This is a genomic window from Stackebrandtia nassauensis DSM 44728, assembly GCF_000024545.1.
Classification (GTDB): domain Bacteria; phylum Actinomycetota; class Actinomycetes; order Mycobacteriales; family Micromonosporaceae; genus Stackebrandtia; species Stackebrandtia nassauensis.
Window position 1 is genome coordinate 696,476 of sequence record NC_013947.1, and the last position, 14,474, is coordinate 710,949.

The 14,474-nt window shown below is 68.4% G+C and carries 15 protein-coding genes; 6 read left to right on the top strand and 9 right to left on the bottom strand.

What is annotated here, in order from left to right; all coding sequences use genetic code 11:
• Positions 1 to 109 precede the first annotated feature (109 nt).
• Positions 110 to 1,090: a LacI family DNA-binding transcriptional regulator gene (locus SNAS_RS03270; RefSeq protein ID WP_013015947.1), complete on the top strand. Its 981-nt coding sequence runs from the start codon at positions 110 to 112 to the stop codon at positions 1,088 to 1,090.
• On the opposite strand, the gene SNAS_RS03275 is transcribed toward SNAS_RS03270, so the two are convergent.
• Positions 1,091 to 2,503 carry a cellulase family glycosylhydrolase gene (locus SNAS_RS03275; protein ID WP_013015948.1) on the bottom strand — a complete coding sequence of 471 codons (1,413 nt, stop codon included), beginning with the start codon at positions 2,501 to 2,503 and terminating at the stop codon, positions 1,091 to 1,093.
• Between the two features lie 57 nt (positions 2,504 to 2,560).
• Here SNAS_RS03275 and SNAS_RS32300 point away from each other — a divergent pair, with 57 nt between their 5' ends.
• Both SNAS_RS32300 and SNAS_RS03285 read left to right on the top strand, forming a co-directional pair.
• Positions 2,561 to 3,070, top strand: coding sequence for a hypothetical protein (locus tag SNAS_RS32300; protein ID WP_013015949.1), 510 nt, complete (start codon positions 2,561 to 2,563; stop codon positions 3,068 to 3,070).
• Between the two features lie 36 nt (positions 3,071 to 3,106).
• Positions 3,107 to 3,904: a class I SAM-dependent methyltransferase gene (locus SNAS_RS03285; protein WP_013015950.1), complete on the top strand. Its 798-nt coding sequence runs from the start codon at positions 3,107 to 3,109 to the stop codon at positions 3,902 to 3,904.
• Here SNAS_RS03285 and SNAS_RS03290 read toward each other — a convergent pair.
• From SNAS_RS03290 to eccB, 8 genes are all read right to left on the bottom strand, one after another.
• On the bottom strand, positions 3,901 to 5,685 hold the full coding sequence (locus SNAS_RS03290) for an alpha/beta hydrolase (RefSeq protein ID WP_013015951.1): 1,785 nt from the start codon (positions 5,683 to 5,685) through the stop codon (positions 3,901 to 3,903). The two genes, SNAS_RS03285 and SNAS_RS03290, sit on opposite strands and share 4 nt — an antisense overlap.
• Entirely contained in the window at positions 5,679 to 6,008 is a 330-nt protein-coding gene (locus SNAS_RS03295) for a hypothetical protein (RefSeq protein ID WP_013015952.1), read from the bottom strand. Before SNAS_RS03295 ends, SNAS_RS03290 begins: the two co-directional genes overlap by 7 nt.
• A gap of 24 nt (positions 6,009 to 6,032) precedes the next feature.
• Positions 6,033 to 6,521, bottom strand: coding sequence for a hypothetical protein (locus SNAS_RS03300; RefSeq protein WP_013015953.1), 489 nt, complete (start codon positions 6,519 to 6,521; stop codon positions 6,033 to 6,035).
• A 29-nt stretch (positions 6,522 to 6,550) separates the two neighbouring features.
• A complete protein-coding gene (locus SNAS_RS03305) occupies positions 6,551 to 8,053 on the bottom strand; it encodes a hypothetical protein (RefSeq protein WP_013015954.1) in 1,503 nt (500 codons plus the stop codon).
• Between the two features lie 25 nt (positions 8,054 to 8,078).
• Positions 8,079 to 8,369 carry a hypothetical protein gene (locus tag SNAS_RS03310; protein ID WP_013015955.1) on the bottom strand — a complete coding sequence of 97 codons (291 nt, stop codon included), beginning with the start codon at positions 8,367 to 8,369 and terminating at the stop codon, positions 8,079 to 8,081.
• Entirely contained in the window at positions 8,369 to 9,352 is a 984-nt protein-coding gene (locus SNAS_RS03315) for a hypothetical protein (RefSeq protein ID WP_041624522.1), read from the bottom strand. The genes SNAS_RS03310 and SNAS_RS03315 overlap by 1 nt, the downstream gene beginning before the upstream one ends.
• Before the next feature lie 23 nt (positions 9,353 to 9,375).
• Positions 9,376 to 9,612: a hypothetical protein gene (locus tag SNAS_RS03320; protein ID WP_013015957.1), complete on the bottom strand. Its 237-nt coding sequence runs from the start codon at positions 9,610 to 9,612 to the stop codon at positions 9,376 to 9,378.
• A gap of 312 nt (positions 9,613 to 9,924) precedes the next feature.
• Positions 9,925 to 11,319, bottom strand: a complete 1,395-nt coding sequence (gene eccB, locus SNAS_RS03325; RefSeq protein ID WP_013015958.1) for a type VII secretion protein EccB — start codon at positions 11,317 to 11,319, stop codon at positions 9,925 to 9,927.
• A 199-nt stretch (positions 11,320 to 11,518) separates the two neighbouring features.
• Between eccB and SNAS_RS03330 the strand changes: the two genes are divergently transcribed.
• Genes SNAS_RS03330 through SNAS_RS32305 form a run of 3 tightly spaced genes read left to right on the top strand, consistent with a single transcriptional unit; the run spans position 11,519 to position 14,442 of the window.
• The gene (locus tag SNAS_RS03330) at positions 11,519 to 12,709 is read left to right on the top strand and encodes a type VII secretion protein EccE (RefSeq protein ID WP_013015959.1); all 1,191 of its coding nucleotides are present in this window, start codon (positions 11,519 to 11,521) and stop codon (positions 12,707 to 12,709) included.
• Between the two features lie 20 nt (positions 12,710 to 12,729).
• On the top strand, positions 12,730 to 13,107 hold the full coding sequence (locus SNAS_RS03335) for a hypothetical protein (protein ID WP_013015960.1): 378 nt from the start codon (positions 12,730 to 12,732) through the stop codon (positions 13,105 to 13,107).
• A gap of 42 nt (positions 13,108 to 13,149) precedes the next feature.
• Positions 13,150 to 14,442 carry a hypothetical protein gene (locus SNAS_RS32305; protein ID WP_013015961.1) on the top strand — a complete coding sequence of 431 codons (1,293 nt, stop codon included), beginning with the start codon at positions 13,150 to 13,152 and terminating at the stop codon, positions 14,440 to 14,442.
• Positions 14,443 to 14,474 lie beyond the last annotated feature (32 nt).

The window sequence follows — 14,474 nt, forward strand, 5'->3', positions numbered from 1 at the left end:
CCAACTCGAATAATTAGCGACGGAAGGCTGAGCGTCCGGTATGGATGGCACAACGCCTGGCGACGAAACCACCGGTTCCGACCGGTCCCGTCGGCCCCGAAGACCCACGATGTCCGACGTCGCCGCGCGGGTCGGGGTGTCGCGGGCCCTGGTGTCGCTGGTGTTCCGCAACGCGCCCGGCGCCAGCCTCGAGACCCGGGAGCGGGTGTTCCGCGCCGCCGCCGAACTGGGTTACCGGCCCGATCTCGCCGCCCGGTTGCTGGCGCGCGGGCGCAGCCGGGTGCTGGGCGTGCTGTTCACCGTCCGCAATCCCTTCCACGTGGATGTGGTCGAGACGATCTACCCGGCCGCCGAGGAACTCGGCTATGACATCGTGCTCAGCGCGCACGTGCCCTCCCGCGACGAGAACCAGGCGATCGAGGCGCTCATCGGCCATCGCAGTGAGGCGCTGATCCTGTTGGGGCCGATCATCCCGGCCCGCGACGTCGCCGAGCTGGGCCGCCGGGTGCCCACCGTCGTGGTGGGGCGCAAGGTATCGCGGGCTCCGGTTGACATCGTGACCACAAGGGACCGACCCGGGGTCGGCGAGGTCGTCGACTACCTCATCGGACTGGGTCACCGCGACATCGTCCACGTCGACGGCGGCTCCGGTCCGGGCTCGGCCGAACGGCGCCGGGCCTACCGCGACTTCATGCGCAAACGCGGGCTGGCCGAGCGGGTGCGCGTGATCGGCGGCGACCAGACCGAGGAGTCCGGCGCCGCGGCGGCCCGCACCCTGCTGGCCGAACCGCGACTGCCGACCGCCGTGTTCGCGGGCAATGACCTGTGCGCCATCGGTTTGCTGGACGTGTTCACCCGGGCCGGGGTCAGTGTTCCCGAAGACGTCTCCATCGTGGGCTACGACGACAGCCACATCGCCGGACTGTCCCATATCGACCTCACCACGGTCCGCCAGGACGTCGGGCAACTGGCGGAACTGGCCGTGCGCGCCGCCGACGCCCAACTGAGCGGCAGCCGCGAGGCCGGGGTCGAGCTGCTGCTGGACTCCCGGATGGTGGTGCGCGGCACCACCGCCCCGCCCCGATCGTGACTACTTAGCGGTGACCGTGATCGTGTGCTGCTCGTCGTCGGCGACGGTCGCGACGCTCAGGACCCGCCGGTCGGCGTCCCAATCGGACTGGCAACCGTCGCAGTCGAGCTCACCGCCGTCGCCGAAGCCGCGCGGCAGGTAGATCTCGGTGGGCGCCTTCACGTCCGGGTCGCCCCGGAAGGTCAGCGTCAGGGAGTCGGCGTCACTGTCGATGGCCGTCGGCGTCCCGGCCACGGCGCGCGGATACGCCCGGTCCAGGGTCTTCACCAGCGGACTGGCCTTGCCGTCCTCGTCGTAGGGTCCCCAGCCGCCGGGATCGTTGGACCAGTACGACCAGCCCATCCCGGTGGCGTCGGCCAGATCCGCCACCGACTCCACATAGTCCAACGCGCCCGGCCGGGTGGCGTCCAGACCGAACTCGCCCAGCACCACCGGGGCGTCCAGTCGCTGGGCGGTGCGCAGCACGTTGTCGCTCCAGGTGGTCATCGCCGCGTCCACCTCGCCCTTGACCGTCGCGTAGTCGTCGCCCAGATCCATCGGCAGCGGATACAGGTGCGGCGCGAACGCGATCCGGTTCTCACCCCGACGCGGATCGTCCACAGCGGGCAGAGCCGAGGGCAGTCCCCAGTTGACGCCGACCGCCTGCGGTTCGAGGAAGATCCAGCTGTCCGCGTCCACGTCACGGATCTCGTCGATACTGAGCCGGTACAACTCCGCCAGCGGCCCGGACTCGAAGGCCGCCCCCTGCACCGAACCGCCCCACGGCTCGTTCATCAGGTCGTAGCCCAGCACCGCGTCGGCGTCGGCGAACCGGTCGGCGACCTCGCCCCACGCCTTGGCGTAGTGCCGCATCAACGTCGCGTCCGAGGCCGCCCCCCAGAAGTTGTCGAAGGCCCGCACCACCCCGGGTTCCAGGTAGTACAGCTCCCACTGCTCCTGCGCCGACACCGGCAGCCCGTCGGTCTCGGTCGCCCACCGCGGAGCGCCGTTGCCGACGTCGCCCTTCGCCGTCACGCCGGGCCCGTACAGGTCCTGGTGCATGTCGAGCATGACGTGATAGCCACGCTTCTCGTACCACGAGACCCGCTCGGCAACCTTGTCCAAATAGTCCTCGTCGTACTCGCCGGGCCGGGGTTCCACCGCCCGCCACTGGATCAGGAACCTCACGAAGTTGGTGCCCATGTCCCGGTACTCCCGCTCCACATCGTCCTCGGACAGGTCGGGCATGGCGTCGGGCGTGCTCTTGGCGCTGGAGGCGGTGTTGAGGCCGTGCAGGATGAGCGCGCGCCCCTCGTCGTCGGTGATGAACCGGGGAACCCGCGACTCCGGCTGTCCTCGCACGACCGAGGCCAGGCCCCCGACCAGCAGGATCACGACGGCGAACAGGACGCCGAACCATCGGGCGCGTCGCATGGGGGACTCCTCGCCGCTGTCTCTCCAAGGTGAGTGCGGACACGTTAGCATGCGAACATGAAACTGATTCGCGATAAGCCGGTCGAGGTCGCCGCCGCCACCGGCGCCCTCGTGCTGTGCCTGCTGTTCGGCAACGGCTGGTTCACCACCTGGCTCTTCGCGCGGCTCGGCGAACTCAACGTGCCCTCCGCCCTCGGCATCCCCGCCGCCCTGCCCGCCCTGCGACTGTGGCCGCTGGGCACGACGACCTGGTGGCAGACCATCACCGAGACCCTCGCCGCCGCGTTCCTCGTCGCGATGGTGGCGCTGTGGGTTTCCGGCACCAGAACCCGACACCCGGACGCCGGTGCCGCGCGGCTGTTCCTCAGTGGCTGGCTCGGCACCATCGTGGCCGCGATGTCCGCCAACGCGATCCGCGCCGTGGTCGCGTCCTTCGACACCCGCGACAGCATCGGCGTCTACACCGGACACGCGCTGGCGGCGCTGGCCTTCGGACTGCTGTGGGGGCTAGTCACCGGTTGGCTGATCGCCATCGCCGCCGTGCTCGCCCGTCGCGGCGTAACCTGAGCGGACAGGTTCGCCACGCCGACAACGGAGGCGACAGTGGACGATGACAGGGTCGAACTCGCCGGGGTGAAGGAGACCATGCTCTTCACCCTCTACTGCCGGGATCGCGACAACCGTTCCCGGCAACCGGTACTGGGTGACAGTCACGCCAGCCGCATCATCGACAGCGTCTACGACCGGATCCCGCTCAAGTTGCGCATCGCCTCCGGCGACCGCTACGTCGTCACGCTGCGCGCCCGACGACTCGACGGCTGGACCCGGGAGTTCCTGGCCACCAACCCCGACGCCGTGGTGCTGCACCTGGCCTGCGGCCTCGACAGCCGGGCCTTCCGCCTCGACGTCCCCGCCACCGTCGACTGGATCGACCTCGACTTCCCCGAGATCATCGAGCTGCGCCGCCAGCTCTATCCGCCCCGGCCCGGCTACCGCGTCATCGCCGCGTCGGTCACCGACCCCGACTGGCTGACCGACCTGCCCGCTGGCCGTCCGCTGCTCGTCATCGCCGAGGGCCTGCTGATGTACCTTCCCGTCTCCGAGGTCAAGGCCCTGCTGCACCGGCTCACCGAACGGTTCCCCAAGGGGCAGATGATCTTCGACGTCATCGCGCCCTGGATCGCCCGGGTGGGCTCCCTCAGCGGCTACAGGATGTACTGGGGCATCGACGATCCCCACCAGGTCGAGAAATGGAATCCGAGACTGTCGCTCATGGACGACGCTCCGATCTTCTGCGACTACGCCGAGGTCCCGCTCAACCGCTACCGCGTCCCGTACCACCTGCTGAGCAAGGTCACCGGATTCCGCAACGCCTTCCGGCCGCTGCGGTTCACGTTCTAGTACGCGATCCGTCCTCGATGCACCGTCGGAGTGTCCACCGTGACCTGATCGTCCATGCCGGTGATGATCCGGGAGAAGTTGTCGCGGGCCTCATTGACCTGCGGCCGTTCGTAGATCGACTCGGGGTTGTTGGGGCCGTTCCAGTAGTCGGAGTGGGCGCCGCCGTAGCCCCACTCGCCGCGGTTGTCGCCCTGAGGACGAGGCAGCAGGGTCGTTCCCGGGTCGCTGCGGAAGACCTTCGCACCAAAGCCCTCCTCGGTCGGGTCGGGACCGTTGGTCCCGGCGAGGCCGCCACCGGCACCCGAGACCGCCTGGATCGGGTCGTTCTCGGCCCGGGTGGCGAAGACCGTGGGAACCCGCAGCCGGTTGTCCTTGTCGAGGCCCTTGCGGAAGTCCCCGGCGTCTCCGGCGAGGCCCTGCCCGCTGCCGGGACTGGCCACGAACACGATGTTGTCGACGTCCAGTCCCTGCCGGTCGGCGACGTAACCCACGACCGTCGCACCGTAACTGTGTCCCAGGATGGTGTTGCGGGAACGCGGTCCCTCATGGGTGAACCGCAGTGAGTTCTGGAACTGCGCCAGGTCGGTGGCGGTCTCCGCGCTTCCGGTGGTCGCCGGTCCCGGTTCGGGTCCGAAGGAGACGAACGAGGGCGCCTCGTAGTCCAGCCAGGTGATGACCGAGGTGGTGGCGGTGGGGTCGCGCAGGGTGGCGTCGCTCTGCATGATCGCGCCCCGGTTGAACAGGTTGGTGTCGTCGGCGATCGTGGTCCCGGTGCCGGGAACGAAGGTCGCGACGTTGTCGGCGGTGTCGGGATTGCCCACCGCCACGATGGCCCGCCCGTCACCGGCCGGATCGAACTTGAGCAGGAACCGGCGTTCGGTGGACGACCGGGGATCGGACTCGTTGAGCTTCTCCTCGAAGTGGTTGAGCTGCTTCGCCTTCTCGTCGAACCCGGCGATCTTCTTCTGGAGCTCGAGTGCCTCGCTCAGTAGCGCCGGGCTTCCCTTGCCCTGGTCGCCGAGCCGCTGGATCTCGGCGATCCGGGCCTGCGCCGCCCGCTTGCGCGCCGCGAGCTGCTCCTGCTCGTTGTCCAGGTACAAGCGGTTCGCCTGATCCCGGTCGATGGCCGGGACGCCGTCCAGTCCGCCGATCCGCTTGGGGTCGGCGGTGATCAGCGCCACGCGCTGATCCGGATTCAAACCGTCCCACCACTTCTTCACCAGCTGCGGATCGGTGGGGACGTCCTTCAACAGCGGCGTCGCGTCGATGTCGGGACCGTCGGGCATGGACACGCCCGTCAGCTGCGCCACCGCCTGCCGGTCGGCGGTGACCGCCCTGGTGCGCGCCTTGGCGATGTCGTCGGCGATGGTCTTCAACTGCGCCTTGATGTTCGCGCGCTCGGCGGAGGACTTGCCCTTCATGACCTCGTCGCTGACCCGGACGGTCCCGTCGTCGGTGACAGTGGCGTGGATGCCGTCGGCACGGGCCAGCGCCGACTTCAGCAGCTTCTGTGCCTGCCGCAGTTCCCCGGCGAAGTCCGACAGCGCGGAATCGATGCGGCCGTAGGCGAGTCGGGCCTGGGTCAGGTCCAGGCGATGGTGGTGCAGGTTCGCGCCCGCCGTGTGAGCGTCGGGGCCGTACCAGGTCGCCTGCAACGCCGACCACGCCCGGCTGGTGCGGTTGATGTGCTCGCCCAGGTCCACGGAGACCTTCCGGGCCGCCCTGGCACTGCCCTCCAGCTGTTCGGGTCTGGCGTTCTCCAGTTCGGACACCGTCACCATGTCAGGTCCCCGTCGACGTCGCGGTGCCCCTTGCGGAAGCCGCTGGCGCCGTCGGCGTCCAGCTGGTTCAGGTTCTTGGCGGACGTCACGATGCCCTTGCCGGTGCCGCCTGCGCGTTCGCCGAGCTTCCTGGTCTGACCGCTGAGTCTTCCCGCCGTGGTGTCCAGAATGCTCGGTGTGGAGAAACCCGTCATGCCCCTGCCGCCCTCGACGATGTGGCGAGCCTGCCGCGAGGCTGTGTCGGTGATCTCCTCACCGATTCGCTCCACATTGTTCCCCGCCTTGGTCACGGCCGCGAACTCTATGTACTCGCCTGCGGTCATCGATGGGCTCCCTGTGGCTGTGCGCTAGGAACGGTCGGGCTGGACCGTGGCGATGAACGCGTGGAAGTCCGTGGTGGCTTCGTCCAGTTGGCCGGGCGTGGCCGTCAACGTCAGCTGCAACACCACGCGCTTGCGGGAATCCTCCGCGTCGACGTAGGCCATGAACAGCTGCCGCTGCACCAGATCGCGCGTCCGGCCCTTGACGTCCACGGTCATGGACACCGACTGGGCGAAGCCCGGCGACGACTCGGTGCCCAGCGCTTTGCGCTTGCTCACCTCCACATTGGTGGCGAAGGCCCGGACGCGCTCCAGCGCGTCGTCCGCTATTGCCTCCAGTGACGCCGCGTCCGGACGGAACTCACCGCTGATCGTGATGTTGGCGGTGAACCCGTCGTCGGGACGGGGGTGCAGCGCCACGAAGGCGGCCTGCGGGGCGCCGACCTCGTCGGGAGGCGCGGGACGCCAGCCCGCGGGCAGGCTGAACTCGATGGGTATCGGCAGGTTCGTGGCCACGGTTGGTCCGTTCGTCGTAGGTGCGTGTCTCAGTCGAAGGGGTTGGCGAACTTGACGATTTCCTTCGGGTCGATGGTGACGTTGCCGCCGACCTTACCGCCGAGGCCCAGGCCGACACCGACTTTGCCTCCGATGTGGAACTTGCCGTCCGGTCCCCGGCCCAGGTTGAACTCGGCCTCGGCTCCGGCACCCGCCCAGCCCTCGGCTTCGGCACCGACGCCCACGCCGGCGAACTCGGTGGACCCGGTGACCTTCGCCTTGGCGCCCGCGAACGCTCCGGCCTTGGCGTTGACGCCGTCCTTGCCGATGCTTCCCTCGAGTTCGGCGTTGGCGCCTATGAGGGCCTCCCCGCCGACCTTCGCCTTGAACGGTCCGTTCCCGTAGTCGGCCTCGGTGGCGAACTTGATCAGGTTGCCACCGATCTCGGCCTTCCCGAAGGCGTTGCCGTCGGAGACCTCGGCGCCCGCCCCGGCGTTCCAGCCCGACGACAGGGTCGTCTTGTGCTTGAGATCGCCGCCGAGGAATTCGGACTGGCCGCCCTTGGGGTCGCCGAGCCAGGTGTGCTCGCCACCGACCCCCTTCTCCGCGAGCTTGATGGTGGGGTGGACCGGTTTGCGGTTCTGCGGCGTCCTGGGGTCGGCGTCCGGGTTGGCGGCGATGAGGTGGGCGTTGAGCGGATCCCCGCGATAGTTGGGATCCCGGATCACCTGGATCGGATTGCCCTGCCGGTCGGTCACGAGCCGCCCGGTCCGGTTGTCGACCAGCGCCGGAATGATCTCGCCGGTGTTCGGGTCCCGGAACGCGGGGACGAAATTGCCCGCCGAATCCCTGATGGGCTCGAACTTCCCGGTCTGGGGGTTCTTGCGCCACGACATGTAGTGGGTGGGCGGGAACTTCTCTGTGGACGGCTGCCACTTGCCGTCCTTGTAGATCAGTCCCGCCTCGGGCTTCTTGATGAGACCCGGGCCCTTGTCCTCGACCTTGACGTTGTACGCCTTGCCCGCGTCCTTGTACTGGTCGAGCCGGTCCAGATATCCCTTGGCCCGTCGGTCGACCTGGCGCGCCACCTCCAGCTGCTGTTTGAAGAGGTTGGCGTAGGACTTGGCCAGTGACTGCCGGCGCTGTCTCTCTCGGATCAGGGCGGCGTCGGAGTAGCTTTCCGGGTTCTTGATGGGTTCGGGGGTCACACTGCCGTCGGCGATGTTGACCTTCGCCGGTATCCGCGTCTCGGCTTCCGAGACGGTCTGCCGGACGTTGTCCTGCTGTGTCTTGAGCCGTGAGCCGAGATCGGTGAGCACCTGGCTGGTCTTGCGGAACACCTCACCGGCACCCTCGAGCGGGACCTTCTGATCCTGCAGCAGGGTGACAGCGGTTTCGCCGTCCTTGCCCTCCCACATTCCCGGCAGTCGCTTCGCGTGCGACTCCATCTGGTCGCCAGCGGTGTCGAATTCCTTGCCGACGGCCTGCGCGCCGTTGGCCGGGACGGTGATCCTGCCGAATTCAGCCTCATACAGAGTTTTAAATGAAAGCATTCGTCCACTTCGCCGTGAGTCGTGACTACTTGTACGCTTTGGCGCCGGTATCGTCGTCGGTCTTGTGGCCGCGGGCGGCCCTGTTGATGGCCAGCGCCGCGTGATCGACCTTTATGGCCAGCTGTCTGGCGTTGTGAGACCAGTTGGAAGACAAGGTCTCCAACGCCTTCGCCGACTCCAGCTCCGCGATGTCTATCTTGATCTTGGGGATCTTCGCCGCGGTTCCGTCAATGGAGGTGCCGGTGCGCGTCACCTCGTTGGAGAAGGCGATGACCTTGTCGGGAGCGATCTTGATCCCGTCGAGCGGACCACCCATCAGCGGTACTCCTGCTTCCCGATGACCACCGGAGCGCTGTTCTCACGCGTCCAGGGGATCTCGTCCTCGGTGAGCCAGGTGTGCTCGCCGCGTTCGTCGTCGTCCTCGCCGTGCGGGCTGTAGGGGGGCATGAGGCCCGCGCCGATCGGACCCGACTTCCCGGCCGCGGAGCCGGGTGCGCGGCCGGCGGCCCGGGGAGCCGGGGACGGGGCCGCCGCTCCGCCGCCCGCCGCGGCCAGGCCGCCCATGACCGGGGGAACCGAGGGGGAGGCGCCGATGGCTCCGGCGGTGGTGGCCGCGGCGACCGGGGCGCTGGCGGCCGGGCCGGTCGGCAGGGTCGGGGCCGAGGTGGCGCCGCCCGCCAGACCGCCGCCGCCGTGGAGTCCGTCCTGGGGGTCGTACGGCTGGTACGCGCCGCTGCCGTAGCCCGGGCCGGTCGGGTAGGGGAGGGGCTGGACGCCGGTGGGGTCCTGGCCATGTGGGGCCGTGTCCCAGGGAAGCCGGGAGCGGTCCTCGGCCTGGTCGCCGGTGCCCTCGGGACCGGGGGCCGGATCGTGCCACTTCTTGTCCACGGTGTCCTGATAGGCCGCGGCGAGTTGCTCCATGATGGCCGCCAGCAGTTTCGCGGCCAGCTTCTTCAGCTTCTCCTTCTCCTTGCCCGAGGCGGCCTCGACCATGGCGATGATCGGTTCCGCCTGCCGTTGGGCCTGTTGGAGAGCGGTGGCTGCGTTGAGCATTCCCTCGTAGGCGTCCTGGGCGTCCACGTTCAGCTGCTTGGCGAAGCCGCCCAGGGTGTCGAGGCGCTCGCCGTAGGCGGAACCGTCGGTGCCCCGATAGGACGGTTTGACGACCTGCGCCTTGGGACGCAGGATGCCGTGAACCTCGTCGGCGGACTGGGTGGCCTGCTTCCAGTCCCGGGCCGCCTGTGTCAGCGCGGTGGGATCGCCCGACATGACGTAGGCGACCAGCTGCTCGTAACTCATTTCACTGTAGTTACCCATGGTCGTCAGATCTCCTGTCCGGGAACGCGACTGAAACTGGCCCGGCCTTCGCGGTCGAGCCGGTCGTAACCGACGAGGATGCGACCGGTCTGCTTCTCGCTGTCGGTGATGAAGCCCGACAGCTGACCGAAACGCCGCAGATACTCCTTGCGGATCTTGTCGTGCACGGCGAGGGCCTGGACGGCCTCGGGGAAGGTGCCCAGTGCCGAGGCACTGGCACGGCCGACCGCCTCGGCGCCCATATCCGACTTTTCCCGAAGTTGTGCGAAAGTTGAGGATGAGAATTCTTCGACCGCATTTGTGTCGATATAAGACTCTTCCCCGTATTGCGGGGCGGAGCCGGGAATTGTTCCGGAACCGGTGCTAATCGGGGTGGAAGCGTATTTGGCCTCATTGAGTACCGGCGGCTTGACATCCGTGGGTTCCACTGGCGCAGAAGTCATCGAGAGGTTGCCTTTCAACGGATTGCTGGCATTGACATTAGCGCAGGAATTGACGAATGGAAAGGCGTAAAAATATGTTTGGAATGCGTCTTTGGTCCGATTCCCGGCAGTTTATTTGTTTTCCGGGAGTTCGGTGAAACCCTCGCGGACCTTCTCGGGGTCCAGTGACGGACCCTCGGGGACCAGGGTCACCAGCGACCGGGGAACGGGTGTGGGGGTGACCTCGCCGTAGCCGAGGGGTTCGAGGGCCGCCTCGGGCACCGCGAACCGTTTGCTGTCGGCGATCAGGTAGACGGTCCCGTCGGTGGCGTCGGCGGTGCCGACCGCCCGGACCAGCGCGCCCCGGCCGCCGGGCGTCCACACGTGGTCGGCGGTGCTGGTCTCGTCCTCGTCGTTGTCCGTTGTGGTCGACGGTGCCTTCGTGATGGCTTCGGGCGCCTTGTCCGCCGGATAGGTGGCCACCGCGACGTCGTCATCGTCGGCCGAGTCGTAGACGGCGCACACGACGCCCTTGCCGGTCAGCGGCGAGTCGCGCATGACGTTCGCGTCGTCGGGCCACGCCTCCGGCTGCGCCGGTTCGTCACTGTGGTTGTCCTCCACGACATCGCTGTCGATGTCGGTCGGGATGGGGGCGTTGCCCTTCTTGAGCAGCAGCACCCCGACCTCGGTGGCCTCGGCGAAGCCCTCGGCGGTGAGGACGTAGGTGACCTTGCCTGACTTGAAGATGTCGCCGTTGCGGGCGTCGTCGTTGCCGGGCAGCTCGTGTTCGTCGTCCCCGCCGGGGATCTCGGGGACTTTGAGGTCCGGCCCGACCCTGATCCCCTGCAGGAAGGCGTTGTTGACCGTCACGGCGTCCTGGGCCTGCAATCCCACCGACGGCAGCACCTTCGGGTCGGGGACGGGGAACCGCAGGTCGTTCCAGATCAGCGAGTACTCCTCGTCGGCGACCACCAGCTGTCCCTTGCCGCCCAGGCGGTCCTTCGCCTTCGGGGCCTCCAGCGTGACGTGGCTTTCCTGCTTCTTGTCGTTGCCGTCCTTGGGGGCGCTGCACACCTGCCACGGCAGCCTCACCAGCTCGTCGGCGGCGGGCGGGGCGACCGGCACCCCGGCGATGCCGAAGCGGTCGCCGCGCGGGACGTCGTGCAGGTCGCTGGTGGAGACGTGGACCAGCGGGGCCTCGCCACCGTCCTCAAGGAACAGTCGGGCCGAGGTCAGGTTCTCCACCGGATACAGCGCGGGTTTCAGGTAGACGTAGGTGGCGCCGGTCTCCTCGTCGACGACGATGGTGCCCTCGTCCTGCTCCTGCCAGTCGCCGAGGTTGAACAGCGCGCCCACCACCCAGAAGCCCGCGAACACGAGCAGCGCGATCGCCAGCCCGCCGATCATCGAGCCCGCGGTCCGGCGCATCGGGAATTCCATGGCCTCCGGATTCCCCTGGATCATTCCGGACACTATGCGCCTGATGACGAAGCGATGCGCTTGCACCTGTTCGCGTTTTGTCCGCATCCTGACCTTTCTCCTACTAGTACCACTTAATTGGTTATATGCAGATATTCCGGTTTGGCAATTCAGGCTTATCGGAAATCGTTGTGCGGCAACTAAAAAGATAGTCGTCGGCGGCTGGTAAATCCACTGGGCTATTGATACTGTGCAATTGTCAACGAGCTCCCCACATCAAATCCTCAATGGAATTGAAAGGACGACCATGGCCGCGACCATTGGGCTGGAGCCTCGTCGGGAGCGCCTGGGAATCGGTCCGGTCGGCCTGGGACGACTCGTGGCCTGCGAGGTGCTGGCGGCGGCCTCGGCACCGGCCTGGCTGCTTCCGCGACCGACCGGCTACATCGCCTCCGGGGTGGCGGCGCTGGCGATCGCCGCGATCGTGCTGCTCAGCCTCAGGGGCGTCGGCCACCGGCTCGCCGTCCGGTTTCGCCAGCGGGGCTTGCGGAAGCGGGCCCGGGTCACACCGACCAAAGGAGACACCCTCTCCGCCCTGGCGCCCCGGCTCAACATCGCCGGAGTCATCGAGCGCGACGTCGAGTACGGCATCGGGTTCGACGGCAACGGCTGGTTCGTCGGCATCGCCATCCAGGACGAGGATCCCGGCACGCCGACCGGCCTGAGCGCCCGCACCCTCGGGTCGGTGGCCCGGGTGCTGCTCGATCCGGCGGCCACGGTCAGCGGCATCCAGATCGTCTCGCACCTGATTCCGGCTCCCAGCGCGGAACTGGACCCCGACGCCGCCTGCATCGAGTCCTATCGGGAGCTGCTGGGCGACGACCCGACCGTCTCCCACCACACCACCTGGGTGGCGATCCGCCTCGACGTGACCGACGCCTACACCGTCGCCGAGGAACGCGGCGGCGGCGTCGAGGGCGCGCGCCGCGCCGTCACCGCGATGACCGGAAGGCTGCTGAAGCGGCTCACCGACGCCGGTGTCGGCCACCGGGTACTGGGAGCCGACGGCCTGCGGGTCGTGCTGACCCATTCGGTGTCGGGCGAGACGGTCTCGGCCTCGCTGGCGGAACGCGCCGTCGAGGAATGGAGCGGCTGGCGGATCGGATCCCAGCTGAACGTCACCTTCGGCATCGACGGCAGCGTCGACGACATCAACGGCCTCCGCCGACTGTGGACAGCGCTGGCGATGGTGTCGGCGTCGTTCTCGACGCTCTCGGTGACGTTGCGCCCCTGGCGGCGCGGCGGCACCTCCGAAACCGAGATCACCGTGGAATCACTGCTGCGGGTGGCCTACGACGACGAAGTGGACGACGGCGTCGCCGCCGAACTGACCGACGCGGCCCGGGAGTGCGGCATTCGACTGTGGCGCTTCGACGGTGAACAGGCGGTGGCGGCCTACGCCTCGGCACCCACCGGCGGCGGATATCCGGGCCGGTAGCTCAGCAAAGGAGAACGCACATGACCGAGCCCGATCCGAAGGTGAAGGCTTTCAACCAGAACGTCAACGACGGCGTCGCGGTCGACACCGACCAGATCCCCGGTGAGGCCAAACGCATGGGTGGGGTCGCGGGGCACATCCGCACCCACCTGCACACCGGTCCGAAGACCGTGACGCTGGACGGCGGGCACACCGCCAAGCTGGCCTCGGCGGCGGCCCTGAAGACGACGGTCTCGCAATGGGTGAAGTGGGGCAACGAGCGCGCCGGCGACGTGACGGCCACCGGCGACGCGACCCGCACCAACGGTGAGGCATGGGTCGACACCGACAAGAACGGAAGGCAGGACTTCCGGCCGGATCTGGTGGTGCCCAAGCCCACCACGCTCCCGACTTCCTGACACGACCCGCTCGGCAATGACCACCGATGAAGGAGATCCGTGATGGCCAAGAGCTCCATCACCTTTGAAGAGCTGTACTGGATGCAGGTGCAGGACGTCGACAAGGCCGGGGCGAACAGTGGCACCTTCGGCGACGGCATGCGCTCGCACGCCAAGAAGATCGAGCAGCTCGAAGGCCGCGTCCCCAGCTACTACCGTTCGCAGGACGGCAAACTGCTGCAGGACACGCTCAACATCCAGGCCCCGCCGTTTCGCAACGCCGGTGGGAAGTTCGACGACATCGCCGAGACGCTGAAGCACCTGTCCAAGGACCTGTCGGAGAACCAGGACAAGCTGAAGAAGGTCGTCGAGGAGGCGAACCAGAATCCCTTCCTGGAGTGGCGGGACAAGCAGAACGGGGTTCTCGCGGTCAAGGACCTCGGTCCCGGCGGGGAGGAGAACCTGACCCCGCGCGAGAAGCAGCTGTACAAGGAGGCCGTCAGCAAGGTCGATCCGCTCAACGCCAGGATCAAGGCCGCCGTCAAGGCCGCCCGCAGCGCCGACGACAGGGCCGCGGCCAAGATCGAGAGCCTGGGACCCAACGGCGAGAAGGGAAAGAAGCCCACCGGCGGCGGCGAGGACGGCGGTGGCGGCCAGGGGGGCGACGACAAGGGCGGCTCCGGTGAGAAACCCGGCGAACAGGACGGTGGCTCCGAAGAGGAACCCGGAGAGCAGGACGGTGGTCCCGGCGACAAGCCCGGCGACCGTCCCGGCGAGGACCCGGGATCCCAGTACCCCGGCGGTGACGACCCGGGGTCGCAGGATCCCGGGGGTCAGGATCCCGGCAGCCAGTACCCCGGTGGTGACGACCCGGAGTCGCAGTACCCCGGCGACGACGGCACCGGCTCCGACGAGTGGGACCCCGACGACGACTACGACGGCGGCGGTCTCGCCGACGGCGGCGGAGTCGGCGGCGGACTCGGTTCGGCCGGTGGCGGTGGTGCCTCGGTCGGAGGTGGCGGTCTGGGTTCCGCCGGGGGTGGCGCGGGTGTCGCCGGTGGCGGCGTCGGCGGTGCCGCGGCGGGCGTGCCGGGTGGCGCGATCCCGGTCGGCGCCAACGCGGCGGCGGCAGGGCGCGGCGGCATCGGCGGCATTCCCATGGGCGGCATGATGGGCGGCCACGGCGGTGGCGGCGAAGGCGGCGGCAGCGGTGAGCACACCTGGCTCGCCGAGGACGACGACCCCTTCGGCACCGGCGACGCGGCACCGCCCGTCATCGGATACGTGCCCCCGGCTCCCGAACCGGAGACCGGCACGAAGACCGACCGCTCCGGCTCGGTCACGTCCTTCACCTGAGACCCGTCACGAAGTCCCCGAACCCGTCACGG